Origin of the sequence: Microcella alkalica (assembly GCF_014137945.1) — a bacterium.
GTDB lineage: Bacteria > Actinomycetota > Actinomycetes > Actinomycetales > Microbacteriaceae > Microcella > Microcella alkalica.
Window position 1 is genome coordinate 830,198 of record NZ_JACGWX010000001.1, and the last position, 26,725, is coordinate 856,922.

The following is a 26,725-nucleotide window of genomic DNA, read 5'->3' on the forward strand; positions in this document are numbered from 1 at the left end:
GGCACGACCTCAAAGCCGCCGGAGCGCCTCCGGCCGATGCACCGCCTCGCCGCCGCTCTTCTCGCTGCGCACGAGGTACTGCGGGTCGTCGGCGGATGCCCGGACGGTCCGCCCCGCCGCCTCGCCATCGCTCGTGATCCTCCGCACGACCTCGCCCACGGCCTCGCCGCCGTGCGAGTTCCACGCGACGCGATCCCCTGCTCGGAATGTCTTCTCGCCCATGCCCGGCGAGCGTAGACGCCGCGAGGAGGCTGCGCCGAGCATCCCGGGGAACGCCCTCCGAACGGCCTGGGAGCTGTCAGGAACTCTTCATGCCGCGCGACCGACCGGAGAATCGTGGAGTCATGAGCGACGAGAGAGACGACGCGTACGGCGGATTCCACGAGGCCGTGAACATGACTCCCGCCGAGCTCGAGCGCTGGCTCGAGACCGAGGAGTCACGAGCGGTTGGCGACTCGTCCTCCGGCGGCGAATCGGCCGGCCACCGCAGCGGCCGCCGCGTCGTGCAGATCCTCCGGACGCGCAAGGGCGAGCTGAGGAGCGCCGATCACGGGCACATGAGGGAGGTGGTCGGTTACATCCGGCGGCATCTCGCCCAGCGACCGGACGGCGACGTCACGACGACGCCCTGGCGCTACTCCCACATGAACTGGGGCCACGACCCGCTGGTCCGCTGACCCAGCCGGGCCTGCCGCGGCGTCAGGCGGTGCGACCCGCCGCGGCCTGCGTGGCTGCGGCCCACTCCTCGAGCTTGCGCGCCGCTCGCCCTGAGTCGATGAGGTCGGCCGCGACCTCGAGCTGCTCGCCGAGTCGCTCGACGATCGGTCGCGTGATCTGGGCGGGGTTCTGAGCGAGCCGGAAGGCCACGAGCCCGGCTGCGGCGTTGAGCAGCACGATGTCGCGCACCGGGCCCTCCTCGCCGGCGAGAACGCCTCGCGCGAGACTCGCGTTGTGCTCGGGCCCCGCACCGAGGATGCCCTCGATCGGGCTGTAGGAGATGCCCAGTTCCCGCGGATCGATATCGTGCTCGGTCACCGAGCCGCGCGAGACCTCCCACATGTGGGAGTGGCCCGTCGTCGTGAGCTTGTCGATGCCGTCGTCGCCTCGATACACGAGGGCCGTCGCTCCGCGCGTGCGGAAGACGCCCACGACGAGCGGCACACGGTCGAGATTCGCGACGCCGACGGCGGACGCCTCGGGTCGCGCCGGATTCACGAGCGGACCGAGGATGTTGAACAGCGTCGCGACGCCGAGCTCTCGCCTGACCGGTCCCGCGTGGCGGAACCCCGGATGGAAGGCCTGCGCGTGGAGGAAGGTGAGACCGACCTCCCGGAAGACGTGCGCCACCTCGTCGGGCTCCAGGTCGAGGCGGATCCCGAGCTCGCTCAGCACGTCGGACGCTCCGGACGCGCTGCTCGCTCCGCGATTGCCGTGCTTCGCCACGGGAACATCGCCCGAGGCCACGACGATCGATGCGATCGACGAGACGTTCACGACGGCGCCGAACGGGTCGCCGCCCGTGCCGACGATGTCCAGCGCCATGGGATCGATGTCGATCGGACGAGCATGCGCGAGCGCGGCGTCGCGGAAGCCGACGAACTCGTCGACGGTCTCGCCCTTGGCCCGCAGCGCCATCAGGAAGCCCGCGAGCTGGGCGGGCGTCGCCTCCCCCGCCATCACCTGCTCCATGCTCCAGGCGGCCTCCGCGATGCTCAGATCCTGCCTCTCGAGCAGGCGCGTGAGCAGGGCTGGCCAGGTGATGGTCGCGGACATGGGTAAAGGCTAGTGAATCGCCGCGAGAAGGCATGTCGGCGGGCAGGACTCACACTTCGCATCAGTCATAATGAACGGGTGACCAGCACCTCTCTGTCGAGATCTCTCACCGCTCCCACGATCAACCGGCCCAACATCGTTGCCGTCGGCACGATCGTCTGGCTCGGCAGCGAGGTCATGTTCTTCGCCGGCCTCTTCGCGATCTACTTCACGCTCCGATCGACCTCCCCGGAACTGTGGGAATCGGGCACCGAGGTGTTCAACGTGCCGTTCGCCGCCGTCAACACCACGATCCTCGTGCTCTCGAGCGTCACGGCTCAGTTCGGCGTCTTCGCCGCCGAGCGACTGCAGGCCAGGCGCACCGGCTGGAAGCCGACCCAGTGGGGCATGATCGAGTGGTTCTTCCTCACCTACGCGATGGGTGCAATCTTCGTCGTGGGCCAGGTCTACGAGTACGCGATCCTCGTGAGCGAGTACGTCACCCTCACCTCCGACGCTTTCGGGTCGGCGTTCTACCTCACGACGGGCTTCCACGGCCTCCACGTCACGGGCGGCCTCATCGCCTTCCTCCTCGTCATCGGGCGCGCATACGCGGTGAAGGTGTTCACTCACCGCGATGCCACGAGCGCGATCGTCGTGTCGTACTACTGGCACTTCGTCGACGTGGTCTGGATCGGCCTCTTCCTCGTCATCTACGTCCTCCAATGAGCAATCGAATCGAGACGCAGCACACCATGTCATCCACCTCCCCCGCCCCCGTACGTCGCTCCGGCCGCCGGCACCCGCTGGCGACGGCCGCTCTGCTCGTCGTCGGCCTGCTCGCGACCGGTGGCGCGTACGCGCTCGCCACGACCTCGGCCACGGCCGAGACGACGGCGGCGAGCGAGCAGATGGTCGAGGACGGCGGCAAGCTGTTCGCCGCGAACTGCGCGAGCTGCCACGGACTGCAGGGTGCCGGCACGGATGCGGGCCCGTCGGTGATCGGCGTCGGCGCGCTCGCCGTCGACTTCCAGGTCGGCACCGGGCGCATGCCCATGGCTGCCTCGGGTCCTCAGGCCGAGGAGAAGCCCGTTCAGTTCACGCAGGAGCAGATCGATGCCATGGGCGCCTGGGTCGCCTCGCTGGCTCCCGGCCCCGCTGTGCCGCCCGACCGCTACCTCGCCGGCGACGGCGACGCCGCCATCGGTGCCGAGCTGTTCCGCATCAACTGCGCGATGTGCCACAACGTGGCCGGTGCCGGCGGCGCGCTCACCGAGGGCAAGTACGCCCCCGGGCTCGCGGGCGTCGACCCGGTGCACGTCTACGGAGCGATGTCGACCGGGCCGCAGAACATGCCCGTCTTCAGCGACCTGAACCTCACTCCCGAAGAGAAGAACGACATCATCACGTACCTGAAGTACGTCGAGGAGACCCCGTCCGTCGGCGGTTTCGAGCTCGGCTCGCTCGGTCCGGTGTCTGAGGGCCTCTTCATCTGGATCTTCGGCCTCGGCGGACTCGTCGCGGTGACCATCTGGCTCACCGCGAAGTCCAACTGACGGCCAGTGCAGCAGCTTAGGAAAGGACGATAATGGCGCACGATCACGACGGCGCGGCGAGCGGCGAGACCGCGGAGACGGCTGTCGAGAAGCACGCGAGCAGCGCCTCCCCCGGAGTCGCCGTCGAGCGCGCCGATCGCATCCCCAACCCGGGCTTCCCGCCGGAGCGCCTGCGCGTCACCGACGTCGACCCGGCGAAGGAACGCGCCGCGGAGCGCACGGTCTCCGGCCTCTTCCTGCTGTCGGTCGTCGGCAGCGTGCTGGCCGTCGTCGCCTACTTCGCCTTCCCGATCGTCGAGGGCGACCCCAGCACAATCCGCCTCAACAACCTCTTCCTCGGCCTCGGCATCACGCTGGGCCTGCTCGGCATCGGCATCGGCGCCGTCCACTGGTCCAAGGCCCTCATGCACGGCCATGAGCTCGTCGAGGAGCGCCACCCGACCCGTGGCTCCGACGACACGCGCGCCAAGGCGATCGAGATCTTCCAGGCGGGCAACGCGGAGTCCGGGTTCACCCGTCGCAGCCTTGTGCGCAACACCCTCATCGGTGCGCTCGTGGCGACGCCCATCCCCGCGATCGCGATCTTCCGCGACCTGGCACCGGCGGAGGACCCGATCGCGCTCCTCAAGCACACGATGTGGGAAGAGGGCGTGCGGCTCACTCGCGACCCCTCCGGAACCCCGATCAAGGCCTCTGAGGTGACGATCGGCTCGGCGTTCCACGTCATCCCCGACGGGCTCGTCGACCTCGAGTCGCACAAGCTCGAGGAGAAGGCCAAGGCCGCCGTGCTCCTCATGCGCCTTCCCGTAGAGCGACTGAACGAGCGCGAGGACCGCAAGGACTGGTCCTACGACGGCATCGTCGCCTACTCCAAGATCTGCACGCACGTCGGGTGTCCCGTCGCGCTGTACGAGCAGCAGACCCACCACCTGCTGTGCCCCTGCCACCAGTCCGAGTTCGACGTGGCCAACCACGCCGAAGTCATCTTCGGACCGGCGGCGCGCCCCCTTCCCCAGCTCCCGATCACTGTGGATGAAGAGGGTTACCTCGTCGCGAAGAGCGACTTCACCGAACCTGTGGGTCCGAGCTTCTGGGAGCGTGCACTGTGAGTACCGCAACTGAGCCCGCCGCACCGGCCACTGTCGCAGCCGCGCCGTCGCGCGGCATGCGCTTCACCGGGTGGGCGGCGAACTACATCGACGAGCGCACGAGCGCTTCGACGGCCGTCAAGAGCCTGGGTCGCAAGATCTTCCCCGACCACTGGTCGTTCATGCTCGGCGAGGTCGCGCTCTACAGCTTCGTCGTCATCCTGCTCAGCGGCACGTTCCTGACCTTCTTCTTCGACCCGTCGATGACCGAGGTCGAGTACGAGGGCTCCTACGTCCCGCTCCAGGGCATCCCGATGTCGGTCGCGTACCACTCCTCCCTCGACATTTCGTTCGAGATCCGCGGCGGTCTGCTGATGCGCCAGGTCCACCACTGGGCCGCTCTGCTCTTCGTCGCCGCGATCGGTCTGCACATGCTCCGCGTGTTCTTCACCGGCGCGTTCCGCAAGCCGCGCGAGCTCAACTGGGTCATCGGCTTCCTGCTCTTCGTCCTCGCCATGGCGCTCGGCTTCACGGGCTACTCGCTCCCGGACGACCTGCTCTCGGGCAACGGCCTCCGCATCATCGACGGCATGATCAAGGCCGTCCCGCTCGCGGGCGGCTGGATCTCCTACCTGCTGTTCGGCGACGAGTTCCCCGGGCTCGACATCATCCCGCGCCTGTACGTGCTGCACATCCTGCTGCTCCCGGCGATCCTCGTCGCCCTCATCGGCGCGCACATGGTGCTGCTGATCGTCAACAAGCACACGCAGTTCGCCGGCCCCGGCCGCACGAACGACAACGTCGTCGGCGCCCCGGTGATGCCGGTGTTCGCGGCGAAGGCCGGTGGCTTCTTCTTCATCGTGTTCGGCGTCATCGTCCTCATCGCGTCGCTGTTCACGATCAACCCGATCTGGAACTACGGCCCGTACGACCCGTCGCCGGTGTCGGCCGGTACGCAGCCCGACTGGTACATCGGCTTCGCAGATGGCGCGTTACGACTCATCCCGCCGCACCTCGAGTCGGTCATCTTCGGCTATACCTGGTCGTGGAACGTCCTGATCCCGCTCGTCGGTCTCCTGGTGTTCCTCGCCGCGGCCGCTCTCTACCCGTTCCTCGAGGCGTGGGTGACGGGCGACAAGCGCGAGCACCACATCGCCGAGCGCCCCCGCAACAACCCGACCCGCACCGCGATCGGCGCGGCCGGCGTGACGTTCTACGCGGGCCTCTGGGCCGCGGCGAGCTCCGACCTCATCGCGACGCACTTCCGTCTCTCAATCGAGGGCGTCATCCACGCCCTGCAGTTCGTGACCGTGGTCGGTCCGTTCATCGCGTACTTCGTCACCAAGCGCGTCTGCCTCGCGCTCATGAGGAAGGACCGCGAGATCGCGCTCCACGGCTTCGAGTCGGGGCGCATCGTCCGACTTCCGGGCGGCGAGTACATCGAAGTGCACGAGCAGCTCGATGACTACGAGCGCTGGAAGCTTGTGAGCTACGAGGAGTACCAGCCGCTCATGGTCCGCCCGGATGCCCGCGGCCGCATCTCGGCCAGCCAGCGTGTGCGAGCCGGCCTGTCGCGCTGGTTCTTCGAGGACCGCATCTCGCCCGTGACGCAGCGCGAGCTCGAGTCGCAGCGCCACTAGAACCGAACGATCGACGGCCCCGCATCTCCCCAGGGAGGGCGGGGCCGTCGCCGTGCGGGCGGTCGACCGCGTAGCGTGTGAGCATGACCGGCGCCCCCATCACCACCGTCCTTCTCGACGTCAACGAGACGCTCACCGACCTCGGCCCCCTCGAGGGATGGATGCGCGAGCACGGTCTGCCCGCCGGTTCCGCGAGTGCGTGGCTCTCCGCGGTGCTCCGCGACGGCTTCGCCGCCTCGCTCGCCGGCCTGCCGATCGGATTCGGCGCTCTCGGCGGCACCGCGCTACGGGACATCGCCGCGAATCTCGACGACGAGCGCAGGCTCGACGATGCCGCGATCGAGGCCATGCTCGAGGATCTCCCCGCCGCGGTCGGCGCACTTCCCGCCCATCAGGACGTCGAGCCGGGCATCCGCCGCATGATCGATGCAGGGTGGGGCGTCTCGACCCTCACGAACGGGTCCTCCCGCGTCGCTCAGGGCCTTCTCGAGCGACTGGGCCTGGCCCACGAGGGAATCGCCACGCTGAGCGTCGACGGCACCCGAACGTGGAAGCCCCACTCGGAGTCCTACCTCGGCGCCTGCGATCGACTGGGGAGCATGCCCGACCAGACGGCGCTCGTCGCGTGCCACCCGTGGGACATCCTCGGCGCCCAGCGCGCCAGCCTCGTCGGCGTGTGGATCCCGCGCGGCCGCCACTGGCCGGCAGGCTACCCCGCACCCGACCGCACGATCGCGACGCTCACCGACATCGTCGACGTGCTCTGACCATCGTCAGCGCGCTCGCCACTCGCGATCGAAGATGACGAAGCGCTCGAGGGTGGTCCACTCCCCCTTGAACCAGTCGCCCTCGACGAGCGAGCCCTCGTGCCGGAGCCCCAGCTGACGCATGAGCACGAGCACGGGCTCATTGCGGGCGTCGCCCTGCATCACGACAGCGGTGGGCACCGTGCTCCTCGATGAGCCAGGCGAGGACGACCTCGAGCGCCTCGAACGCGAATCCGCAACGTCCGAATCCGCACCGCCCGAGCCCGCACCGCCCGTCCGATAGAAGAGGACCAGCTGCACCCACTCCCCTGGCCCGGGCAGCCCGCTCTGCGGCTACCCGGCGACGAGCTCGTCGGCATCCTCGCGGGAGTGTTCGACGTCGACTGAAAGCGCGCGACGTCCGGCTCGCGGCGGTACGCGACGAACGCGGGGATGTCCGCGACGGCGACAGGACGGATGTCCAGGCGCGCGCTCCGCAGCTCCGGCATCGTCGGCTCCCGTTCGTGCCCGCTTCGAGCGGCTCGGGTCAGAAGACCCGACGCATGTACTCGGCGTTCTGGCTGTAGCCGAGTCGGTCGTAGAAGCCGCCGGCGCGGCGACTCGCGACCGTGATCTGACGCACGCCGCGGCGGATGCATTCGCGCTCCACGGCGTGGACGAGCTCGGTCCCGAGATCCTGCCCGCGCGCGGCCTCGTCGACCGCGATCTCCTGGAGCTGCGCCGATGCGCCGTTGGTCGAGAGCAGTCGCGCGATCGTCGTGAATGCGTACCCGCGGACCGCGCCCGCCTCGTCCTCCGCCACCAGGAGCAGCAGCCCGGAATCCTCGTCGGCCTCGACGGCTTCCGAGAAGCTCACGTCGAAGGCGGCGCGCACGGGGATGAAGGCGGCACCTAGCTGCAGCACGAGCTCGAAGACCGCGTCGGCATCCTCCGCGCGAGCCCGACGTACGGTCACGTCAGCGCCCGAAGTTGCCGCGGTAGTACTCGTACACCCAGCCGACCAGGCCGAGCAGGGCGAGCGGCACCGCGTAGTACATGATCCAGATGCCGGCCGCGAGGCCGAGGAAGGTGAACGTCACCGCGGCGGCGAGGAACACCGGCCACCAGCTCCACGGCGAGAAGTGACCGAGCTCCGGGTCGCCGTCATCGATGTCCGCATCGAGCCGGTCCTCCGGGAGCACGCCACCCGTCGAGCGATTCACGAGCTGCAGGTAGAAGGCGATGAAGGCCGAGAGGATGGCGCACAGGCCGAGGCCCACCGAACCGACCCACTCGACCTCTCCCGTGTCGATGATCGCCCAGCCGACGTAGATGCCGGTGAGCAGGATGAAGAAGGCGACGAGGATCCAGAAGATGTTGATGTTGGTCTTCATGCGCGGACTACTTCACCTTCTCGTCGCCGAGGTCGTACGTGGGAGCGTCGGGGGCGTCCTTCGCCGGGCCGATGCCGACCGGGATTCCCGCCTCGGGGTGGTTGAGGTCGAACGCCGGCGACTCCGAGCGGATGCGCGGGATCGAGGTGAAGTTGTGACGGGGCGGCGGGCACGAGGTCGCCCACTCGAGCGAGCGTCCGTAGCCCCACGGGTCGTTGACGGTGACCTTCGGCGCCCGGCGCGCGGTGATGTACACGTTGAGCAGGAACGGGATCATCGACGCGGCCAGGAGGAACGACCCGATGGTCGACAGCTGGTTCATCCAGGTGAAGCCGTCCTCCACGAGGTACGTGGCGTAGCGGCGGGGCATGCCCACCACGCCGAGCCAGTGCTGCACGAGGAAGGTCGTGTGGAAGCCGACGAAGAGGGTCCAGAAGTGGATCTGGCCGAGGCTCTCATTGAGCATCTTGCCCGTCCACTTCGGCCACCAGAAGTAGAAGCCGGCGAACATCGCGAACACGACCGTGCCGAAGACGACGTAGTGGAAGTGGGCCACGACGAAGTACGAGTCGGAGACGTGGAAGTCGAGCGGGGGCGAGGCGAGGATGACGCCCGTGAGACCACCGAACACGAACGTCATCAGGAATCCGATAGACCACATCATCGGCGACTCGAACGTCACCGAGCCACGCCACATCGTGCCGATCCAGTTGAAGATCTTCACGCCCGTCGGGACGGCGATGAGCATCGTCATCAGGGCGAAGAACGGCAGCAGCACCGAGCCGGTGACGTACATGTGGTGGGCCCACACCGTCATGGAGAGCGCCGCGATCGCGATGGTCGCGTAGACCAGCGTCTTGTAGCCGAAGATCGGCTTGCGACTGAAGACCGGGAAGATCTCGGAGACGATCCCGAAGAACGGGAGGGCGATGATGTACACCTCGGGATGCCCGAAGAACCAGAACAGGTGCTGCCAGAGGATGGCGCCGCCGTTCGCCGCGTCGAAGAAGTGCGAACCGAAGACTCGATCGGACCCGAGTGCGAAGAGCGCGGCGGCGAGCACCGGGAACGCCATGAGGACGAGCAGCGAGGTCACGAGGGTGTTCCACGTGAAGATCGGCATGCGCCACATCGTCATGCCGGGGGCGCGCATCGTGATGATCGTGGTGATGAAGTTGACGGCGCCGAGGATGGTGCCGAAGCCGCTCATCGCGAGGCCGAAGACCCAGAGGTTGCCGCCGACGCCGGGCGAGAAGGTCTGGCTCGACAGCGGCGCGTAGGCGAACCAGCCGAACGAGGCCGCGCCCTGGGGGGTGAAGAAACCGGCGACCGCCATGAGCGAGCCGAAGGAGTAGAGCCAGTAGGCGAACGCGTTCAGTCGCGGGAAGGCGACGTCGGGAGCACCGATCTGCAGGGGCATGATGACGTTCGCGAAGCCGGCGAAGAGAGGCGTCGCGAACATGAGCAGCATGATCGTGCCGTGCATGGTGAACAGCTGGTTGTATTGCTCGTTGGTCGCGACGACCTCGAGGCCCGGTGCGTAGAGCTGGGCGCGGATCACGAGCGCCATCACGCCGCCGACGAGGAAGTAGATGAACGACGTGATCAGGTACATGTACCCGATCGTCTTGTGGTCGGTCGAGGTGACCCAGCCCACGAAGACGTTGCCCTTGCGGGCGATTCCCGGATTGCTGTAGCCGGGCTCGGCGGTGCCGATGGAGGGACGCGGTGCGGTCGTCGTCATGATGCCGCCTACTCCTCTTCGCTGGAGCCGGTCGTTCCCGGCAGGTTGGAGTTCGTGTTGAAGGTCTCGTCGACCTGGCCCTCGAAGCCGGCCGCGCGGAGGGAGTCGGTGTACGCCTCGTACTCCTCCTGCGACACCACCTCGACGTTGAAGAGCATGAGCGCGTGGTACTCGCCGCAGAGCTCGGCGCACTTGCCGACGTACGAGCCCTCCTTCTCCGGGATGAAGTACCAGTAATTGGACTTCGCGGGGATCATGTCCTTCTTGTAGAGGAAGTCGACGATCCAGAAGGAGTGCAGCACGTCGCGCGACTCGATCTTCACCTCGACCTTCTGCCCCACGGGGAGGTAGAGGGTCGGGAGGGAGGAGGCGTCGATCTGACCGTCCTCGGTCTTCTGGGCCTGGATGCCCTGGTAGTAGACGTCCTCGTTCACGTAGTTGAAGTCCCACGCCCAGCGCTTGCCGTACACCTCGATCGTCACATCGGGGTCGGCGAGGGGCTCCTCGATGGCGGTCTGGTCGCGCGCCGTGAAGGCGAAGAAGCCGAGGACGAGGATGAGCGGCACGACCGTGTAGAGGATCTCGATCGGCATGTTGTAGCGCAACTGGACGGGAAGACCGGTCTGGCCCTTCCGACGGCGGTACACGACCGCCGCCCAGATGATGAGGCCCCACGTGATGACGCCCACGCCGAGGAGGACGATCCACGACGTCACCCACAGACCGATGACGCGGTCGACCTGATTGGTCGTTCCGGGCTCGGTCGGCAGCCAGCCCAGCTGCTGCTGGGGGGTGCATGCCGCGAGGACGAGCGAGGTGACGACGGCGAGGGGGATCGCCGCCAATCGAAGACGTCGGTTGGAACGCACCGGTGGCCTCTCGAAAGGAGTGAAGGAAGGACGTGGAACGGTTGTCAGTCTACGTCACCGCCACCTGCCGGAACGCCCCCCGACGCTCCGAGAACCCGGCGAGAACACTGCTGAGCAGCCGGTCGCGACGACCGATCGGGCGGGTACGACGACGGCGCGGGCATCCATGCTGATGGATGCCCGCGCCGTCGATCACGCGGGTGCGGGAAGCGGGCGGCAGCCCGTCCTCCCGGCTCCTGCTCGGCTCAGTGGAAGCTGTCGCCGCACGCGCAGGAGCCCTGCGCCTGGGGGTTGTCGATCGTGAAGCCCTGCTTCTGGATCGTGTCCTCGAAATCGATCGAGGCCCCGGCGAGGTAGGGGACGCTCATCTTGTCGACGACGACCTCGACGCCCTCGAAGTCGCGCGTGACGTCGCCGTCGAGGAGGCGCTCGTCGAAGTAGAGCTGGTAGATCAGGCCCGAGCAGCCGCCCGGCTGCACCGCGAGCCGGAGGCGCAGATCGTCGCGGCCCTCCTGCTCGAGGAGCGACTTGACCTTGGCTGCGGCGGCATCGGTCAGGGCGACGCCGTGCGTCTCGAGAGCGGTGTCGGTCATGGGGTTCCTCCCGGAATCGATGGGGCTGGTGCCAGTGTACGTCGCGATGCCGGGTGCCCGGCCTGCGTGAGGGTCAACCGCGAGCGCGTCGTATCTATTCGCGTGCCGGGAGCTCGACCGCTCCCGCGAGGCGCGCGAGCAGCACTGCCTCGGTGAGGATCGCGCGGTGGAGCACGCCGAGGTGCAGCGATTCGTTTGGACTGTGCGCGCGGGTGTCGGGATCCTCCACCCCGGTGACGAGCACATGCGCGTCGGGGAAGCTCTCCTTCAGCTCCGCGATGAAGGGGATCGAGCCTCCCACGCCGACCATGACCGGGTCGGCGCCCCAGGCCTCGCGCATGGAGGTCAGCGCCTCGTCGACCGCCCACGCGGTCGTGTCGACGAGGAAGGGGTCGCCGAGGTCGACGGCGCCGAAGGTCAGCTGCGCGCCGAACGGCGCGTGCGCCTCCAGATGCGCCCGCACCGCGTCGAAGGCCTCCGCCGCCGACTGCCCGGGCGCGACGCGCGCGCTGATCTTCACCGACACGCTCGGCAGGAGCGTGTTGGACGCGTTCTGCACGCTCGGGGCGTCGATGCCGGTGACCGTGATCGCGGGTTGCGCCCACAGGCGGTGCAGCACCGGTCCTCGCCCGATCGGGGTGACGCCGTCGAGCAGAGCGGCCTCCTCGCGGAGCCGCTCGTCGGGGAAGTCCGGCACCTCCTGATCGTGGGAGCGGAGTCCGTCGACGGCGACCGATCCGTCGGCGTCGTGCAGCGTCGACAGGAGACGGATCGTCGCGAGCATCGCGTCGGGCGCGGCGCCGCCGAACATGCCGGAGTGGGAGGCATGGCCGAGCGTCGAGACGGTGAGGGTGAAGGCGGCGTTGCCACGGAGTCCGACCGTGAGCGACGGCGTGCGGACATCCCAGTTGTCGGAATCGGCGACGACGATGACGTCGGCGGCGAGCAGATCGCGGTGCTTCTCGAGGAGAGCGCCGAAAGAGCGCGAGCCGAACTCCTCCTCGCCCTCGATGAAGATCACGATGCCGAGCTCGGGGTCGCCGACGGACTCGACGAGAGCGCGGATGGCGGCGACGTGCGCGATGACGCCCGCCTTGTCGTCCGCGGAACCGCGGCCGTAGAGGCGATCGCCGATGGCCGTCGGCTCGAACGGAGGGGTCTCCCAGTCCTCGTCACGGCCGGGGGGCTGCACATCGTGGTGCGCGTAGAGCAGCACGGTGGGTCGACCCGCGCGGGGCTCGCGGCGCGCGAGCACCGCCGGCTGACCGAGCCCGCCCGACCCCGGGATCTCGACACGGTCGACGAGGACCTCGTCGAAGACGCCGAGCTCGCGGACGAGACGGGCGACCTCGTCCGCTGAGGCCTGCACGTGGGCGGGATCGAAGCCGTCCCACGAGACCGAGGGGATGCGGACGAGCGTCGACAGGTCTGCGATCGCCGCGGGCAGGCCGTCTCTCACGCTCCCCCGCAGCTGCTCGATCAGATCGGTCGGGGTGGCGGGCCTCGTGGGCCGTTCATGGAGCGTCATGCCGGTAATCTAGTGGCGACTCCACCGGAAGGATGTGCCGCCGTGGCCCCCCGAGACAACGCTGACTCCGCCGCGCGGACGAGCGCGACCGCCGCTTCGAGCGAGGAGGCCGCCGTGATCGCCGGCAAGGGTCGTCCGACGCCGACGCGCAAGGAGCGCGAGGCCGCGCGCAAGCGCCCCCTCGTCTCCAACGACCGCAAGGAGGCCGCGAAGGCCGCCCGCGCGAGGATGAACGAGGCGCGCGACCGCGCCCGCATCGGCATGGCCAACGGAGAGGAGCGCTACCTCCCCACGCGCGACCGGGGCCCGCAGAAGCGGTTCGTGCGCGACTACGTCGACGCGCGCTGGGGCGTCGGCGAGTTCATGATCCCGGTGATGTTCGTCGTCATCATCCTGAGCTTCGTGCCGACGCTCGACGTGTACGCGATCCTCGCGCTGTGGGCGTTCTTCCTCATCGCCATCATGGATGCGACGATCCTCGGCTTCCTCGTCAAGCGGCGCCTCGCCGAGAAGTTCGGCACCGAACGCGTCGAGAAGGGCGTCAAGTGGTACGCGGCGATGCGATCGCTGCAGCTGCGCGCTCTGCGCCTGCCGAAGCCGCAGGTGCGTCGCGGGCAGTTCCCCGCCTGACCGGCGCCCGCGTCAGCGCGCGGCCGCGGTCGTGCGCAGCCGGGCCAGCCCTCGGGTGACCTGCCGCGCCCAGCCGGGACCTCGGTACAGGAACGCCGTGTAGCCCTGCACGAGCGTCGCGCCGGCGGCGAGTCGCTCGGCCGCGTCCTGGGCGGTGTCGATGCCGCCGACGGCGATGACGCAGTAGTCGTCCGGCACCGCGGCGCGGACGCGCCGCAGCACCTCGAGCGAGCGCTCCTTCAACGGCGCTCCGCTCAGCCCCCCCGCCCCGGCGGCCTCGACGACGGACGGGTCGGTTGCGAGACCCGCGCGCCCGATGGTCGTGTTGGTCGCGATGATGCCGCGTAGGCCCTTCCCGACCGCGAGGCGCGCGACCGCCTCGATCGACTCGTCGTCGAGATCGGGGGCGATCTTCACGAGGACCGGCGTGGACCCCGCCTCCTCGAGCACTGCATCCAGCAGCGGGCCCAGGAGCGCCTCGTCCTGAAGGCCTCGCAGCCCAGGGGTGTTGGGCGATGAGACGTTGACGGCGAGATAGTCGGCGACGGGCGCGAGGAGGCGAGCCGAGGCGCGGTAGTCGACCACGGCGTCCTCGACGGCGACGACGCGGCTCTTGCCGATGTTCGCCCCGATGATCGGGCGCGGAGCGCGCGCCGCCTCGCGTCGCACGTTCTCAGCTGCGTGCGCCGCCCCGCGGTTGTTGAAGCCCATCCGGTTGATGACGGCACGGTCGGCGACGAGGCGGAAGAGGCGGGGGCGCGGGTTGCCCTCCTGCGCGATAGCGGTGACGGTGCCGATCTCGACGTGGCCGAACCCGAGAGCCCAGAGCCCGCGGATGCTCTCCGCATCCTTGTCGAACCCCGCCGCCATGCCGAACGGGGACTCGAAGCGCAGCCCCATGGCCTCGACGGCGAGGCTGGGGTCGGGCGCGGTGAACCGCCGCACGACGCGCGTGAGCCCGAGCCTCGGGATCACCCTGATGACGGAGACCGCGAGATGGTGGGCCCGCTCCGGATCCATCCGTGCGAAGACCTGCCGGAAGACGATGTCGTACGCGCCCACACTCAGGCCTCGGTCGCGCGCTGCGCGTCCTCGATGCGCAGCTGGCGGATCGCCGACTCGAAGTCGTCAAGATTCTCGAACGCCTGGTAGACGCTCGCGAACCGGAGGAAGGCGACCTCGTCGAGCTGACGCAGCTCGGGCAGGATCGCCAGGCCGATGTCGTTCGCCTCGAGCTGCGAGGCGCCCGTGGCGCGCAGGTTCTCTTCCACCTTCTGAGCGAGGAGGGCGAGGTCGGTGTCGGTCACCGGTCGGCCCTGGCAGGCCTTGCGGACGCCCGCGACGATCTTCTCGCGCGAGAACGGCTCGACGACGCCGTTGCGCTTGATGACCGAGAGGCTCGCCGTCTCGGTCGTGGAGAAGCGGCGACCGCACTCGGGGCACTGCCGACGTCGCCGGATCGAGAGCCCGTCATCGCTCGTGCGGGAGTCGATGACGCGGCTGTCGGGGTACCGGCAGAAGGGGCAGTGCATGGTGACTGAGCCTAGTCGTCGGCGGCGCGGAAGCGCGCGCGGACGGCCTCTCCGTGCGCGGGGAGCTGCTCGGCGTCGCTGAGGACGACGACGCGATCGGCGACCTCGCGCAGGGCGGCGCGGTCGTACTCGACGATCTGCTGCGGGCGCAGGAAGCTGTACGCCCCGAGACCCGAGGCGAAGCGCGCCTGCCCGCCGGTGGGCAGCACGTGGTTGGAGCCGGCGATGTAGTCGCCGAGGCTCACGGGGGTGTGGTCTCCGACGAAGATCGCGCCGGCGCTCGTGAGGCTCGGCACGAGGTCGTGCGGGTCACGCACCTGGACCTCGAGGTGCTCGGGGGCGTAGGCGTTGCTGAAGCGGGCCGCGTCGGCGAGATTGTCGACGAGCACGAGCGCGGACTGCGGGCCGGCGAGAGCGACCTCGATGCGCTCGCGGTGCCGGGTCGCCGCGATCGCGGCCGGGAGGGCCGCCTCGACGGCGGCGGCGAGCTCGGGCGAGTCGGTGACCAGCACGGCACCGGCGAGCTCGTCGTGCTCGGCCTGGCTGACGAGGTCGGCGACGATGAGCTCGGGCGATGCCGAGTCATCGGCGATCACGAGGATCTCCGTCGGCCCGGCCTCGGAGTCGATGCCGACGACGCCCTTCACCGCACGCTTCGCCGTGGCGACGAACAGGTTGCCAGGGCCGGTGATGACCTGCACCGGCTCTAGCCCGAGCTCTGCGACCCCGTACGCGAGAGCGCCGATCGCGCCGGCGCCGCCCATCGCGTAGACCTCGTCGACCCCGAGCAGGTGGGCGGCGCCGAGGATCGTCGGGTGCACGCTGCCGCCGAACTCGGCCTGCGCGGGACTCGCGAGCGCGATCGACGGCACGCCGGCGACCTGAGCGGCGACGACGTTCATGACGACGCTCGACGGGTAGACGGCCTTCCCCCCAGGCACGTAGAGCCCGACGCGATCGACCGGCTGCCAGCGCTGCACGATGCGGGCGCCCGGAGCGATCTCGGTCGAGATCGTCGGCGGCACCTGCGCGGCCGTTCCGCGGCGGACGCGGTCGATCGCCTCGACGAGGGCCTCGCGCACCGCCGGCTCGAGTGCGACCTCGGCCTCGCGCAGCGCGTCGAGCGGCACGCGGACGTGCGGGGGTCGGACGCGATCGAAGCGCTCGGCCTGATCGAGGAGGGCGGCGGCGCCGCGGGCGCGGACATCCGCGATCAGGGCGGCGACGGCGTCGACGGAGGAGCCGACGTCGCTCGCCGAGCGCGGGACGACAGCGAGGAGCTCGGCCGTCGACAGGACGCGGCCGCGGAGATCAAGGGTCTGGATCATGGCGCGATCAGCCTAATCGCGGCCAGCCTCGGGAATACCCGGTGCGCGCGGGTGTTGGATCGAGCGTGATGACCACGACAGCCGACGCCACCGGATTCGACGCCTTCGCGCAGGCGTTCCGCCGCCACGCCGCGGGCGTCGCGGTCATCACGGCTCGCACGGCGGCCGGCGCCCCTGTAGGGTTCACGGCGACCTCGCTCGCGTCGCTCGCCGCGGCTCCACCGCTCGCGACCTTCAACATGGCGCGCACGGCGAGCAGTTGGCCGGCGATCGCCGAGACCGATCACGTCGCCATCCACATGCTCGGTCTCGACGACTTCGCGGTCGCGCAGATCATGGCGGGCGACCACGACCGCCGCTTCGTCGGGGACCACTGGGAGCCGGGGCCGCACGGCCTGCCGATCCTGAAGGGCGTCACGGCGTGGATGGTGGGGCGCATAGTCGCGCGCACGCACGTGGCGGAGAACGCGATGGTCGCGGTGCAGATCGAGGAGGGCGCCCTCGGCGAGCCGGACGAGCCGCTGCTATACCACGAACGCCGCTACCGCGCGCTCGGCGCCGAGCTCTAGCGCATCCGCCCTACCCGCCGATCCCGATCCCGCACTAGTCGCGGTCGGTTCCGATCGCCCCGTCGATGTTCGACTTGACGTCCTCGATCTGGTCGGAGAACTTCCCGCCGGTGACCTTGTCAGCGGCCTCCGCCACGGCCTCGAGCACCTTGTCGCTGATGTCCTCGGCCTGCTCGCTGTCGAGCATGCCCTTGACCTGGTCGCTCTCGAGGAACTCCTTGGCCTTGCTCGTGATGTCGTCGATGCCCATGACGGCCTCCCTCTCGCGCCGCTGGCGCGGTCGTGCGCGCCGGTGAGCGCGTCGCGTCGATTCTGCTCGCCCGGGCGATACCGCGGACGATCTCCCAGCGGATGCCCGGCTCAGGTCAGCGCGCGAGGACCGAGCAGGCTCTTCACCTCGCCGAAGAAGCCCGCTGTGGGCTCGATGCGATGCGGCAGCTCGAACACGCGAGCGGCCTCGTCGCGGACGAGTCGGAGCCGGACCTCGGTCGAGCCGCGGTGACGACGCAGGACCGCCTCGAGCTCGGTCACGACATCGACCGTCGCGCGCTGCTCGCGCACCGAGAGCACGAGCGGACCGGTGTCTGTCGCGACTCCGAAGTCGGGCATCTGCAGGGTCATGGCCTGGAGGGTGATGCCGTCGTCCCGGTGATTGACCCGGCCCCGCAGGACGACGATCGAGTCGGCCTGCAGCCGAGGGCCGAATTCCTGATAGGTCTTCCCTAGGAACATGACGGTCAGCTCGCCGCCGAAGTCCTCGATCGTGACCATGCCGTAGGGGTTGCCCGAGTTGCGCGCGACGCGGTGCTGGACGCTCGTGATGAGGCCCGCGACCGTGACCTGCTCTCCGTCGTCGGGAGGGTTGTCGTTGAGCTCGGCGATCGGCGCTCCCGCATGCTTGGCGAGGGCGATCTCCAGACCGGCGAGCGGATGATCGCTGACGTAGAGGCCGAGCATCTCGCGCTCGAATGCGAGCTTGTCCTTCTTGGCCCACTCCGGACGATCCGGCACCTGCGCCGACTCGCCCAGCTCGTCAAAGAGGCTGTCGAAGTCGAATCCGAAGTCGCCGTTGTCCTCGGCGCGCTTCTCCTTCACCGCCGACTCCACCGCGCCCTCGTGGATCTCCATTAGCGCACGCCGCGTCGCGCCGAGCGAGTCGAAGGCACCGGCCTTGATGAGCGACTCGATCGCGCGCTTGTTGGCGACCGGCGTCGGCACCTTCTTCAGGAAGTCGTGGAACCCGGTGAAGCGGCCCTTCACCTCGCGCGCCCCCTTGATGCCCTCGACGACGTTCGTGCCGACGTTGCGCACGGCGCCGAGCCCGAACCGGATGTCATCGCCCACGGCGGCGAAGAAGCCGATCGACTCGTTGACATCGGGCGGCAGAACCGTGATGCCCATGCGGCGGCACTCATTGAGGTACACCGCCATCTTGTCCTTCGAGTCGCCGACGCTCGTCAGCAGAGCGGCCATGTACTCGGCCGGGTAGTGCGCCTTGAGGTACGCCGTCCAGTACGACACGACGCCGTAGGCGGCCGAGTGGGCCTTGTTGAAGGCGTAGTCGGAGAACGGAAGCAGGATGTCCCAGAGCGTCTTCACCGCCGCGGCCGAATAGCCGTTGGCCTGCATGCCGGCGCTGAAGTTCTCGAACTGCTTGTCGAGCTCGCTCTTCTTCTTCTTGCCCATCGCGCGCCGCAGCAGGTCGGCCTGCGCGAGCGTGTACCCCGCGAGCTTCTGCGCGATCGCCATGACCTGCTCCTGATAGACGATCAGGCCGTAGGTCGTGCCGAGCACCTCTTCGAGCGGTTCGGCGAGCTCGGGGTGGATGGGCGTGATCGGCTGCCGCTTGTTCTTGCGCAGCGCGTAGTTCGTGTGCGATTCCGCGCCCATGGGGCCGGGCCGGTAGAGGGCGAGGACGGCGGAGATGTCCTCGAAGTTGTCGGGCTTCATCATGCGCAGCAGCGAGCGCATGGGGCCGCCGTCGAGCTGGAAGACGCCCAGGGTGTCGCCGCGCGCCATGAGCTCGTACGCGGCCGGGTCGTCGAGCGTCAGGTCCTCGAGCACGAGCTCTGTGCCGCGGTTGGCGCGGATGTTGTCGAGCGCGTCGTCGATGATCGTGAGGTTGCGCAGCCCCAGGAAGTCCATCTTGATGAGGCCGAGCGATTCGCACGCGGGGTAGTCGAACTGCGTGACGATCTGTCCGTCCTGCTCCCGCTTCATGATCGGGATGATGTCGATGAGCGGCTCGCTCGACATGATGACGCCGGCGGCGTGGACGCCCCACTGCCGCTTCAGATTCTCGAGGCCGAGAGCGGTGTCGAACACGCGCCGGGCATCCGGATCGAACTCGATGACCGCGCGGAAATCGCCGGCCTCCTTGTGACGGGGATGCGCGGGGTCCAGGATGCCCGACAGCGGCATGTCCTTCCCCATGATCGCCGGGGGCATCGCCTTCGTGAGCTTCTCGCCCATCCCGAAGGGGAAGCCGAGGACCCGCGAGCTGTCCTTGAGCGCCTGCTTGGCCTTGATCGTTCCGTAGGTGACGATCTGCGCGACGCGCTCATCGCCGTACTTCTCGGTGACGTAGCGGATGACCTCGCCGCGGCGCCGGTCGTCGAAGTCGACGTCGAAGTCGGGCATCGAGACGCGGTCGGGGTTGAGGAAGCGCTCGAAGAGAAGGCCGTGCTCGATCGGGTCGAGGTCGGTGATGCGCATCGCGTAGGCGGCCATGGAGCCCGCGCCCGATCCGCGGCCCGGGCCGACGCGGATGCCGTTGCGCTTGGACCAGTTGATGAAGTCGGCGACGACGAGGAAGTAGCCCGAGAAGCCCATCTGCGTGATGACGCCGATCTCGTACTCGGCCCGCGCGCGCACGTCGGCCGAGATGCCGCCCGGGTAGCGCTGCTCGAGGCCCTTCTCGACCTCCGTGATGAACCAGCTGTTCTCGGTCTCGCCCTCGGGCACCGGGAAGCGCGGCATGTAGTTGGCGCTCGTGTCGAAGGCGACGTCGACGCGCTCGGCGATGAGGAGGGTCGAGTCGCAGGCCTCGGGGTGATCGCGGAACAGGTCGCGCATCTGCGCAGGGGTCTTGAGGTAGAACTCGTCGGCGTCGAACTTGAAGCGGTTCGGGTCGTCGAGGGTCGAGCCCGACTGCACGCACAGCAGCGCGGCATGCGAGCTCGCGTCGCCCGCGTGCGTGTAGTGGAGGTCGTTGGTGGCGACGAGCGGCAGCCCGAGGTCTTTCGCGAGTCGGATGAGGTCGCTCATGATGCGGCGCTCGATGCCCAGACCGTGGTCCATGATCTCGGCGAAGTAGTTCTCGCGACCGAAGATGTCGCGGAACTCGGCCGCCGCCTCGACGGCCTTGTCGTACTGCCCGAGGCGCAGGCGCGTCTGCACCTCGCCGCTCGGGCAGCCGGTCGTGGCGATGATGCCCTCGCTGTAGCGGCTGAGCAGCTCGCGATCCATGCGGGGCTTGAAGTAGTAGCCCTCGATCGAGGCGAGCGACGACATGCGGAACAGGTTGTGCATGCCCGTCGTGGTCTCGGCGAGCATCGTGATGTGCGTGTATGACCCGGCGCCGGATACGTCGTCCTCGCCGCCCGTGCCCCACTTCACGCGCGTCTTGTCGGTGCGATGCGTGCCGGGGGTCAGGTAGGCCTCGGTGCCGATGATGGGCTTGATGCCGGCCTCGGTCGCGGTGCGCCAGAAGTCGAATGCGCCGAACATGTTGCCGTGGTCGGTCACCGCGATCGCGGGCATCCCCTGGGCGACCGCCTCCTCGATGAGCGGCTTGACGCGGGCCGCCCCGTCGAGCATGGAGTACTCGCTGTGCACGTGGAGGTGGACGAACGAGTCGGTGGTCACGGCACCTCCGGGTGCGGTTCTCGGGCGGTTCCCGCGGCGTGCGGGGTCACCAGTCTAGGTCGCGGCGGAGGGCCGATCGGCGTGTCACGGGCGCGTCGCGCGAGGCGCGCATCCGTCGCCGTGAACCGCCGGTCAGGATGCTCGGAGCACGTCGAGCGCGTGCTGAAGATCATCGGGGTACACCGACGAGAACTCGACCTCGGCACCCGTGGCGGGGTGCCGGAAACCGAGGCGCATCGCATGCAGCCACTGCCGGGAGAGACCGAGGCGCGCGCTGAGGGTCGGGTCGGCCCCGTACATCGCGTCGCCGACGCACGGGTGCCGCTGCGCCGCCATGTGCACGCGGATCTGGTGGGTGCGGCCGGTCTCGAGGTGGATCTCCAGGAGCGTCGCGGACGGGAAGGCCTCGAGCGTGTCGTAGTGGGTGACCGACGGCTTGCCGTCGGCGACGACGGCGAACTTCCACGCCGAGCCGGGGTGACGGCCGATCGGCGCATCGATCGTCCCCGAGAACGGGTCCGGGTGACCCTGGACGATCGCGTGGTAGACCTTGCTGACCTCGCGGTCATGGAAGAGCCGCTTGAGCTCGCGGTACGCGGACTCGGTCTTGGCGACCACCATGAGCCCGCTCGTGCCCGCGTCGAGCCGGTGGACGACGCCGGCGCGCTCCGCCGGGCCCGAGGTCGCGATGCGGAACCCTGCGGCGGCGAGAGCCCCGAGAACGGTCGGGCCATCCCAGCCCACGCTCGGATGCGCGGCGACGCCGACCGGCTTGTCGATCACGACGAGCTCGTCGTCGTCGTGGACGATGCGAAGGTTCTCGACCGCGATCGACTCGATCCTGGCCTCGCGGCGGGGCTCCCACGACACCTCGAGCCACGCGTCGCGCGGCAGACGGTCGGACTTCCCGAGCGTACGGCCGTCGACCGTCACTCCCCCGGCCTCGGCGACCTCGGCGGCGAACGTGCGCGAGAAGCCGAGGAGCTTCGCGAGGGCGGCGTCGACGCGCTCGCCGGAAAGCCCGTCGGGGACGGGGAGGGCGCGCGACTCGGTCACGACGCCCCTCCCCGTCCCCGACGGAGGGTGATGCTCAGGAGCTGTAGCCCGGGTACTGGCCCGGAGTCTGCTGCGGCTGACCGAAGCTCGGCGCGGAACCCGGGAACTGCGCGGACCCGGGCGCGCCGACCGGTGCCGAGCCGACGGGGCCCGCGGCCGTGCCGGGAGCGGCGCTCGGCTCGGGCTGCCCGGACGACGCGCTCGAGCCCTCGAGCTCGCGTAGCTGCCCCTGGATGTAGGTGCGGAGCTGGTTGCGGTACTCGCGCTCGAAGACGCGCAGCTCCTCGACGCGGGCCTCGAGCGTGGTCTTCTCGGCCTGGAGCTGGTCGACGATCTGACGCTGCTGGCCCTCGGCCTCGGAGACGAGACGCGCTGCGGTGGCCTGACCCTCGGCGATGAGCTCGTCGCGCTTGGCGATGCCCTCGCGCACGTGCTCCTCGTGCAGACGACGAGCGAGCTGCAGGAGGTTGTTCGTGCTCGTCGTCTCGAGCGAGGTGTCCTGAGCGGCGGGCGCCGAGGCCGGCGCGGGCGCGGCAGGAGCCGAGTACGCGGGGGCCGACGCGGCTGGGACGGAGGCGACCGGCTGCGGCACAGCCTGCTCGGCGGCCGGGGCCGCGCCGCCGCTGCGCTGGAGCTCGGCGATGCGGGCGTCGGCGGCCGTGAGGCGCTGCTTGAGCTCGTCGTTCTCCTGGTTCAGGCGACGGAACTCGACGACGATCTCGTCGAGGAAGTCATCGACCTCGTCCTGGTCGTATCCCTCGCGGAACTTGGTCGACTGGAAGCGCTTGTTGACGACGTCTTCGGGGGTGAGGGCCATTCCGTGCTACCTCGGAACTTTCTGGAGAGCGGTCGGATAACGATGGGATAACGCTAGCAACAGCGAATCACACGCGTCACATCGGTTACCCCACCCTACCCACTCGAGGCTCCGAGCGTCAGGGCAGTATCGAGGCCGATCGCGTCAGCGCGGACCGACGATCGACATCAGGATGAAGATGCCGATCATGACGATCGTCCACGCCAGATCGAGCTGCACCATACCCAGTCGGATCGGCGGGATAACGCGGCGCACGGCCCGGATGGGAGGGTCGGTGAGCGTGTAGCTGACCTCCGCGGCGACGACCACGGCGCCCGTCGGGCGCCATCCGCGATTGAGCGCCTGGATCCAATCGAAGACGAATCGCGCCCACATGGCGATGAAGACGATGAGCAGCGCGAAATAGATCACGCCGAACACGATGGAGAGGACTGCCTGCACGACGATCAGTCTGTCAGGTCACGCTGGGAGCGCCGGCACCCGTCAGGAGAGGAATGAGGCGTCGACGTCCGGCTCCGCCTCGGCCTGCTCGCCGCTCACCGCGACGTGCGATGGCGAGAGGAGGAAGACTTTGCTCGTGACGCGCTCGATCTTGCCGTACAGGCCCTGCGAGAGGCCGCTGGCGAAGTCAACGAGGCGGCGGGCCTCCGACTCGGTCATCTGCGAGAGATTGATTATGACCGGGATTCCCTCGCGGAAGCTCTCGGCGATGACCTGCGCGTCCTTGTAGTGGCGCGGGTGGACGGTGAGGATCTCGTTCATGTCGGAGGGCGCGGCATTCCGTGTCGGGGCGGAGCGACGCAGGGGCGTCACGGGGGCGCGCTGCGGACCCGGAGCGGGCACCGCGGCGACGGAGGGCGCAGGCTGCGAGCGGTGATCGCGCTGCTCGCGCGGCTCGGCGGGAGCGTCGTACTCGACCTCTTCATCGGCGAGGCCGAGGTAGACCATTGTCTTGCGAAGCGGGTTCGTCATGAGGCGTCCTTCGAGTCGTGGTGCTCTTGCAGGCTATTGCGGGGCCGGACGTTTTCCGGTGATTGCCGTTCCGATCCGAAGGTGTGTCGCCCCCTCCGCGATGGCCTCGGCGTAGTCCCCCGACATGCCGGCCGAGAGGTCGGTCGCCTCCGGAGCGAGGGAGCGCACCCGCTCGCCGATCGCGCGAAGCCGCGCGAAAGCCGAACGGGCATCCTCATCGAGGGGCGCGACGCCCATGACGCCGCGCAGCCGAAGCCTCTCGGTCGCGACAACGGCCTCGGCGAGCTCCTCGACCCGGTCGGGCGAGACTCCCCCGCGGCCAGGATCGTCGGTCAGATTGACCTCGAGGAAGACGTCGGGCGCGCGCTCGGCGCTCGCGAGCGCGGTGACGAGGGATTCGCGGTCGACGGAGTGGATCACGTCCGCGTAGCGGGCCGCGGCTTTCGCCTTGTTCGACTGCAGCTGACCGACGAAATGCCAGGTGAGTGGCAGATCGGCGAGCTCGGCCGCCTTCGGCGCCGCATCCTGGTGACGGTTCTCGCCAACGTGACGCACGCCGAGCTCGACGAGGTCGCGGACGAGTTGCGCAGGATGGAACTTCGTCACGACGACGAGAGTGAGCTCGTCGGGCGACCGGCCGGCGCCCGCGCACGCGTCTGCGATGCCAGCCGTGACCGCGGCGTAGCGGTCGGCGAGCTCGGGCGAGGCGGTCACCGGCTCAGCGGAGGAACTCGGGGATGTCGAGGTCGTCGTCGCTGCCGGCCTCGACCTCGAGCGGGTCGATCGGCGCGGTCGCGGCGAGCGTCGGCGCGTGCGCGGGCTCGGCGGCCGAGTCGCCCGGCTGAGCCGTGACGCGCTCGCCGGGGGCGGCCGGCACGAAGCTCGAGCGACGGTCTTTGTGGACCGTCGTCGGCTCCCCGCCGTCGAAGCCCGCGGCGATGACCGTGACGCGCACCTCGTCGCCCAGGGTGTCGTCGATGACGGCGCCGAAGATGATGTTGGCTTCCGGGTGCACGGCCTCCTGGACGAGCTTCGCCGCGTCGTTGATCTCGAAGATGCCGAGATTCGACCCGCCCTGGATCGACAGCAGCACTCCGTGGGCGCCGTCGATGCTCGCCTCGAGCAGCGGGCTCGCGACGGCGAGCTCTGCGGCCTTGATGGCGCGATCCGCTCCCCTGCTCGATCCGATGCCCATGAGGGCGCTGCCCGCGCCCTGCATGACGCTCTTGACGTCGGCGAAGTCGAGGTTGATGAGGCCGGGGGTCGTGATGAGGTCGGTGATGCCCTGGACGCCCGCGAGGAGCACCTGGTCGGCGGTCGCGAAGGCCTCGAGCATGCTGATGCCGCGGTCGCTGATCTCGAGCAGACGGTCGTTGGGGACGACGATGAGCGTGTCGACCTCGTTCTTGAGCGCGGCGACGCCGTCCTCGGCCTGCGCCTGGCGGCGCTTGCCCTCGAAGCTGAACGGCTTCGTGACGACGCCGATCGTGAGCGCGCCGATCGACTTGGCGATGCGGGCGACGACGGGCGCGCCGCCCGTGCCGGTTCCGCCGCCCTCGCCCGCGGTGACGAAGACCATGTCGGCGCCCGCGAGGGCCTCCTCGATCTCCTCCGCGTGGTCCTCCGCCGCCCGACGGCCGACCTCGGGGTCGGCGCCGGCACCGAGGCCGCGGGTGAGCTCGCGCCCGACGTCGAGCTTGACGTCGGCGTCGCTCATCAGCAGCGCCTGCGCGTCGGTGTTGATCGCGATGAACTCGACGCCGCGCAGGCCCAGCTCGATCATGCGGTTGACGGCGTTGACACCGCCGCCGCCGATGCCCACGACCTTGATCACGGCGAGGTAGTTCTGGTTGCTGGTCACGTCCGGCCTCCGCGTCTAACCCTAAACCTCCAGTTGAGGTCTAAAGTTATGCTCAGTATGTACTCCTGAGTGATGACGGTATGGGCGCGAGGGGCCCGGGCCGCTCAAGCGCGCCGCGTGTCGGAGCGATTGCGGTTGAGACCGGCGCGCGGAGCAGCGGACGGCGACTCAGCGACGCCGGACGATGACGCTGTCCGGCGCGGAGACGTCGAACTGCCACGACACGGCCGGATCGTTGACGGCGATCGCCGCCTCGAGCACGCGCGCCTTGAACGCCGATCGCTCCGCGCTCCCCCACACCACGCGGTGCCCCAGGTCGCGGATCGTGAAGGCGACATCGTCGCGCGTCGAGGCGGTGACGACGTCGACGCGCGTCGCGAGCTCGTCCGGCAGCGCGTCGAGCACCTCCGCGACGGAGCGGAAGGCGGCCTCGTCCGGGTCCGCCTCCCCAGCACGGATCAGCGGCACGCCCGTCGGCCGTTCGCGAGTCGACTCGACGACGACGCCCGCGGCGTCCACGAGGTCGAACAGCGATCCGCGCTCGACGGCGCCGATCGGGGCGCGCTCGACGACCCGCACGACGAGCGAGTGAGGCGGGACGACCTCGAGCGAGTACGAGCGGATGAGAGCGAACTCCTCGAGATCCGAGCGGATGCCGCCCTCGTCGAGGAGCGCGAGCGGGGTGTCGCGGTGCCGATCCAGAGCGCCGCTGATCGCCGACGGGTCGAGGCGAACGGTGCCGGTGACGCGGATGTCCGTGAGCGCCATGAGCGGAGAGAGCGTGACGGCGACGACCGTCGCCAGGAGCGCCGTGAGCGTCGCGACCGATCCCCACGTGATCATCCGGCGTCGGCGCGTCCGTCGCGTGAAGCGCCTGGCCTCGGCCCGCTCCGCCCGCCGTGCGGCGCGCGCGGCCGCGCGCTCGAGATGGTCGGTGCGACGGCGCGCCTGCTCGGCCGGGTCGATCGCGCGCGCGGGCAGCAGACGCGGCCGGCGCCCCTCGCGGGGGACGGGGACGGCGCCGGGCCCGACCGCGGGCATCTCCTGCGGGCCCGGCTCAGGAGCCGAGGCACGGGACTGCGGTCGAGCGGGCCGCGTCGAACGCGCAGCGGGTGCGGTCGAGGGACTCGGCGGGGCCGCAGGACCCGACGACCCTGCGCGACCGGCCGGCCGGGAGCGCGCG

29 protein-coding genes are annotated in these 26,725 nt (G+C 69.5%); 8 read left to right on the plus strand and 21 right to left on the minus strand.

What is annotated here, in order from left to right; genetic code table 11:
• Positions 1–9: 9 nt before the first annotated feature.
• Positions 10–222 carry a hypervirulence associated TUDOR domain-containing protein gene (locus FHX53_RS04000; protein WP_182490014.1) on the minus strand — a complete coding sequence of 71 codons (213 nt, stop codon included), beginning with the start codon at positions 220–222 and terminating at the stop codon, positions 10–12.
• 122 nt (positions 223–344) lie between these two features.
• On the opposite strand from FHX53_RS04000, the gene FHX53_RS04005 reads away from it, so the two are divergent.
• Positions 345–677: a DUF3140 domain-containing protein gene (locus FHX53_RS04005; RefSeq protein WP_182490015.1), complete on the plus strand. Its 333-nt coding sequence runs from the start codon at positions 345–347 to the stop codon at positions 675–677.
• A gap of 22 nt (positions 678–699) precedes the next feature.
• Here the strand turns inward: FHX53_RS04005 and trpD are convergent, their stop codons facing one another.
• On the minus strand, positions 700–1,773 hold the full coding sequence (trpD, locus tag FHX53_RS04010; RefSeq protein ID WP_182490016.1) for an anthranilate phosphoribosyltransferase: 1,074 nt from the start codon (positions 1,771–1,773) through the stop codon (positions 700–702).
• A gap of 78 nt (positions 1,774–1,851) precedes the next feature.
• Between trpD and ctaE the strand changes: the two genes are divergently transcribed.
• The 5 genes from ctaE to FHX53_RS04035 all read left to right on the plus strand — a co-directional run bounded on the left by ctaE (position 1,852) and on the right by FHX53_RS04035 (position 6,803).
• Positions 1,852–2,481, plus strand: coding sequence for an aa3-type cytochrome oxidase subunit III (gene ctaE / locus FHX53_RS04015; RefSeq protein ID WP_182490017.1), 630 nt, complete (start codon positions 1,852–1,854; stop codon positions 2,479–2,481).
• A gap of 26 nt (positions 2,482–2,507) precedes the next feature.
• The gene (gene qcrC / locus FHX53_RS04020; RefSeq protein ID WP_182490018.1) at positions 2,508–3,308 is read left to right on the plus strand and encodes a cytochrome bc1 complex diheme cytochrome c subunit; all 801 of its coding nucleotides are present in this window, start codon (positions 2,508–2,510) and stop codon (positions 3,306–3,308) included.
• Positions 3,309–3,340: 32 nt separating this feature from the next.
• Positions 3,341–4,417, plus strand: coding sequence for a cytochrome bc1 complex Rieske iron-sulfur subunit (gene qcrA, locus FHX53_RS04025; protein WP_182490019.1), 1,077 nt, complete (start codon positions 3,341–3,343; stop codon positions 4,415–4,417).
• A gap of 56 nt (positions 4,418–4,473) precedes the next feature.
• On the plus strand, positions 4,474–6,036 hold the full coding sequence (gene qcrB, locus FHX53_RS04030) for a cytochrome bc1 complex cytochrome b subunit (RefSeq protein ID WP_182490143.1): 1,563 nt from the start codon (positions 4,474–4,476) through the stop codon (positions 6,034–6,036).
• A gap of 83 nt (positions 6,037–6,119) precedes the next feature.
• Positions 6,120–6,803 (plus strand): HAD family hydrolase, encoded by a 684-nt coding sequence (locus FHX53_RS04035; RefSeq protein WP_182490020.1) that lies wholly within the window; start codon positions 6,120–6,122, stop codon positions 6,801–6,803.
• Between the two features lie 6 nt (positions 6,804–6,809).
• On the opposite strand, the gene FHX53_RS04040 is transcribed toward FHX53_RS04035, so the two are convergent.
• From FHX53_RS04040 to FHX53_RS04070, 7 genes are all read right to left on the minus strand, one after another.
• On the minus strand, positions 6,810–6,983 hold the full coding sequence (locus FHX53_RS04040) for a GNAT family protein (RefSeq protein ID WP_182490021.1): 174 nt from the start codon (positions 6,981–6,983) through the stop codon (positions 6,810–6,812).
• A 346-nt stretch (positions 6,984–7,329) separates the two neighbouring features.
• Entirely contained in the window at positions 7,330–7,758 is a 429-nt protein-coding gene (locus FHX53_RS04045; RefSeq protein ID WP_182490022.1) for a GNAT family N-acetyltransferase, read from the minus strand.
• A 1-nt stretch (position 7,759) separates the two neighbouring features.
• On the minus strand, positions 7,760–8,176 hold the full coding sequence (locus FHX53_RS04050; protein ID WP_182490023.1) for a cytochrome c oxidase subunit 4: 417 nt from the start codon (positions 8,174–8,176) through the stop codon (positions 7,760–7,762).
• A 7-nt stretch (positions 8,177–8,183) separates the two neighbouring features.
• Entirely contained in the window at positions 8,184–9,920 is a 1,737-nt protein-coding gene (ctaD, locus tag FHX53_RS04055; protein ID WP_182490024.1) for an aa3-type cytochrome oxidase subunit I, read from the minus strand.
• A gap of 8 nt (positions 9,921–9,928) precedes the next feature.
• The gene (ctaC, locus tag FHX53_RS04060; protein WP_182490025.1) at positions 9,929–10,789 is read right to left on the minus strand and encodes an aa3-type cytochrome oxidase subunit II; all 861 of its coding nucleotides are present in this window, start codon (positions 10,787–10,789) and stop codon (positions 9,929–9,931) included.
• A gap of 245 nt (positions 10,790–11,034) precedes the next feature.
• Positions 11,035–11,382, minus strand: a complete 348-nt coding sequence (locus tag FHX53_RS04065) for a HesB/IscA family protein (protein ID WP_182490026.1) — start codon at positions 11,380–11,382, stop codon at positions 11,035–11,037.
• A gap of 94 nt (positions 11,383–11,476) precedes the next feature.
• Entirely contained in the window at positions 11,477–12,910 is a 1,434-nt protein-coding gene (locus FHX53_RS04070) for a dipeptidase (RefSeq protein WP_182490027.1), read from the minus strand.
• A 42-nt stretch (positions 12,911–12,952) separates the two neighbouring features.
• On the opposite strand from FHX53_RS04070, the gene FHX53_RS04075 reads away from it, so the two are divergent.
• Positions 12,953–13,540: a DUF3043 domain-containing protein gene (locus tag FHX53_RS04075; protein WP_343050794.1), complete on the plus strand. Its 588-nt coding sequence runs from the start codon at positions 12,953–12,955 to the stop codon at positions 13,538–13,540.
• 12 nt (positions 13,541–13,552) lie between these two features.
• Here the strand turns inward: FHX53_RS04075 and FHX53_RS04080 are convergent, their stop codons facing one another.
• Genes FHX53_RS04080 through hisD form a run of 3 tightly spaced genes read right to left on the minus strand, consistent with a single transcriptional unit; the run spans position 13,553 to position 16,400 of the window.
• A complete protein-coding gene (locus FHX53_RS04080) occupies positions 13,553–14,602 on the minus strand; it encodes a quinone-dependent dihydroorotate dehydrogenase (RefSeq protein ID WP_182490029.1) in 1,050 nt (349 codons plus the stop codon).
• A 2-nt stretch (positions 14,603–14,604) separates the two neighbouring features.
• Positions 14,605–15,072, minus strand: a complete 468-nt coding sequence (gene nrdR / locus FHX53_RS04085) for a transcriptional regulator NrdR (protein ID WP_055861533.1) — start codon at positions 15,070–15,072, stop codon at positions 14,605–14,607.
• Positions 15,073–15,083: 11 nt separating this feature from the next.
• A complete protein-coding gene (hisD, locus tag FHX53_RS04090; protein ID WP_182490030.1) occupies positions 15,084–16,400 on the minus strand; it encodes a histidinol dehydrogenase in 1,317 nt (438 codons plus the stop codon).
• 68 nt (positions 16,401–16,468) lie between these two features.
• On the opposite strand from hisD, the gene FHX53_RS04095 reads away from it, so the two are divergent.
• Positions 16,469–16,969, plus strand: coding sequence for a flavin reductase family protein (locus tag FHX53_RS04095; protein WP_182490031.1), 501 nt, complete (start codon positions 16,469–16,471; stop codon positions 16,967–16,969).
• Positions 16,970–17,003: 34 nt separating this feature from the next.
• Here FHX53_RS04095 and FHX53_RS04100 read toward each other — a convergent pair whose 3' ends face one another.
• The 9 genes from FHX53_RS04100 to FHX53_RS04140 form a co-directional block, all read right to left on the minus strand.
• Positions 17,004–17,219: an antitoxin gene (locus FHX53_RS04100; RefSeq protein ID WP_182490032.1), complete on the minus strand. Its 216-nt coding sequence runs from the start codon at positions 17,217–17,219 to the stop codon at positions 17,004–17,006.
• Positions 17,220–17,329: 110 nt separating this feature from the next.
• Positions 17,330–20,788, minus strand: a complete 3,459-nt coding sequence (dnaE, locus tag FHX53_RS04105) for a DNA polymerase III subunit alpha (protein ID WP_220476195.1) — start codon at positions 20,786–20,788, stop codon at positions 17,330–17,332.
• A 180-nt stretch (positions 20,789–20,968) separates the two neighbouring features.
• The gene (locus FHX53_RS04110; RefSeq protein ID WP_182490034.1) at positions 20,969–21,892 is read right to left on the minus strand and encodes an RluA family pseudouridine synthase; all 924 of its coding nucleotides are present in this window, start codon (positions 21,890–21,892) and stop codon (positions 20,969–20,971) included.
• Between the two features lie 34 nt (positions 21,893–21,926).
• Positions 21,927–22,709, minus strand: coding sequence for a DivIVA domain-containing protein (locus FHX53_RS04115; protein ID WP_182490035.1), 783 nt, complete (start codon positions 22,707–22,709; stop codon positions 21,927–21,929).
• Between the two features lie 144 nt (positions 22,710–22,853).
• On the minus strand, positions 22,854–23,150 hold the full coding sequence (locus FHX53_RS04120) for a YggT family protein (protein WP_343050796.1): 297 nt from the start codon (positions 23,148–23,150) through the stop codon (positions 22,854–22,856).
• Positions 23,151–23,192: 42 nt separating this feature from the next.
• Positions 23,193–23,681: a cell division protein SepF gene (locus FHX53_RS04125; protein ID WP_182490036.1), complete on the minus strand. Its 489-nt coding sequence runs from the start codon at positions 23,679–23,681 to the stop codon at positions 23,193–23,195.
• 33 nt (positions 23,682–23,714) lie between these two features.
• Positions 23,715–24,395: a YggS family pyridoxal phosphate-dependent enzyme gene (locus tag FHX53_RS04130; RefSeq protein ID WP_182490037.1), complete on the minus strand. Its 681-nt coding sequence runs from the start codon at positions 24,393–24,395 to the stop codon at positions 23,715–23,717.
• A 4-nt stretch (positions 24,396–24,399) separates the two neighbouring features.
• Positions 24,400–25,542, minus strand: coding sequence for a cell division protein FtsZ (ftsZ, locus tag FHX53_RS04135; protein ID WP_182490038.1), 1,143 nt, complete (start codon positions 25,540–25,542; stop codon positions 24,400–24,402).
• 168 nt (positions 25,543–25,710) lie between these two features.
• Entirely contained in the window at positions 25,711–26,583 is an 873-nt protein-coding gene (locus FHX53_RS04140; protein ID WP_182490039.1) for an FtsQ-type POTRA domain-containing protein, read from the minus strand.
• Positions 26,584–26,725: the final 142 nt, after the last annotated feature.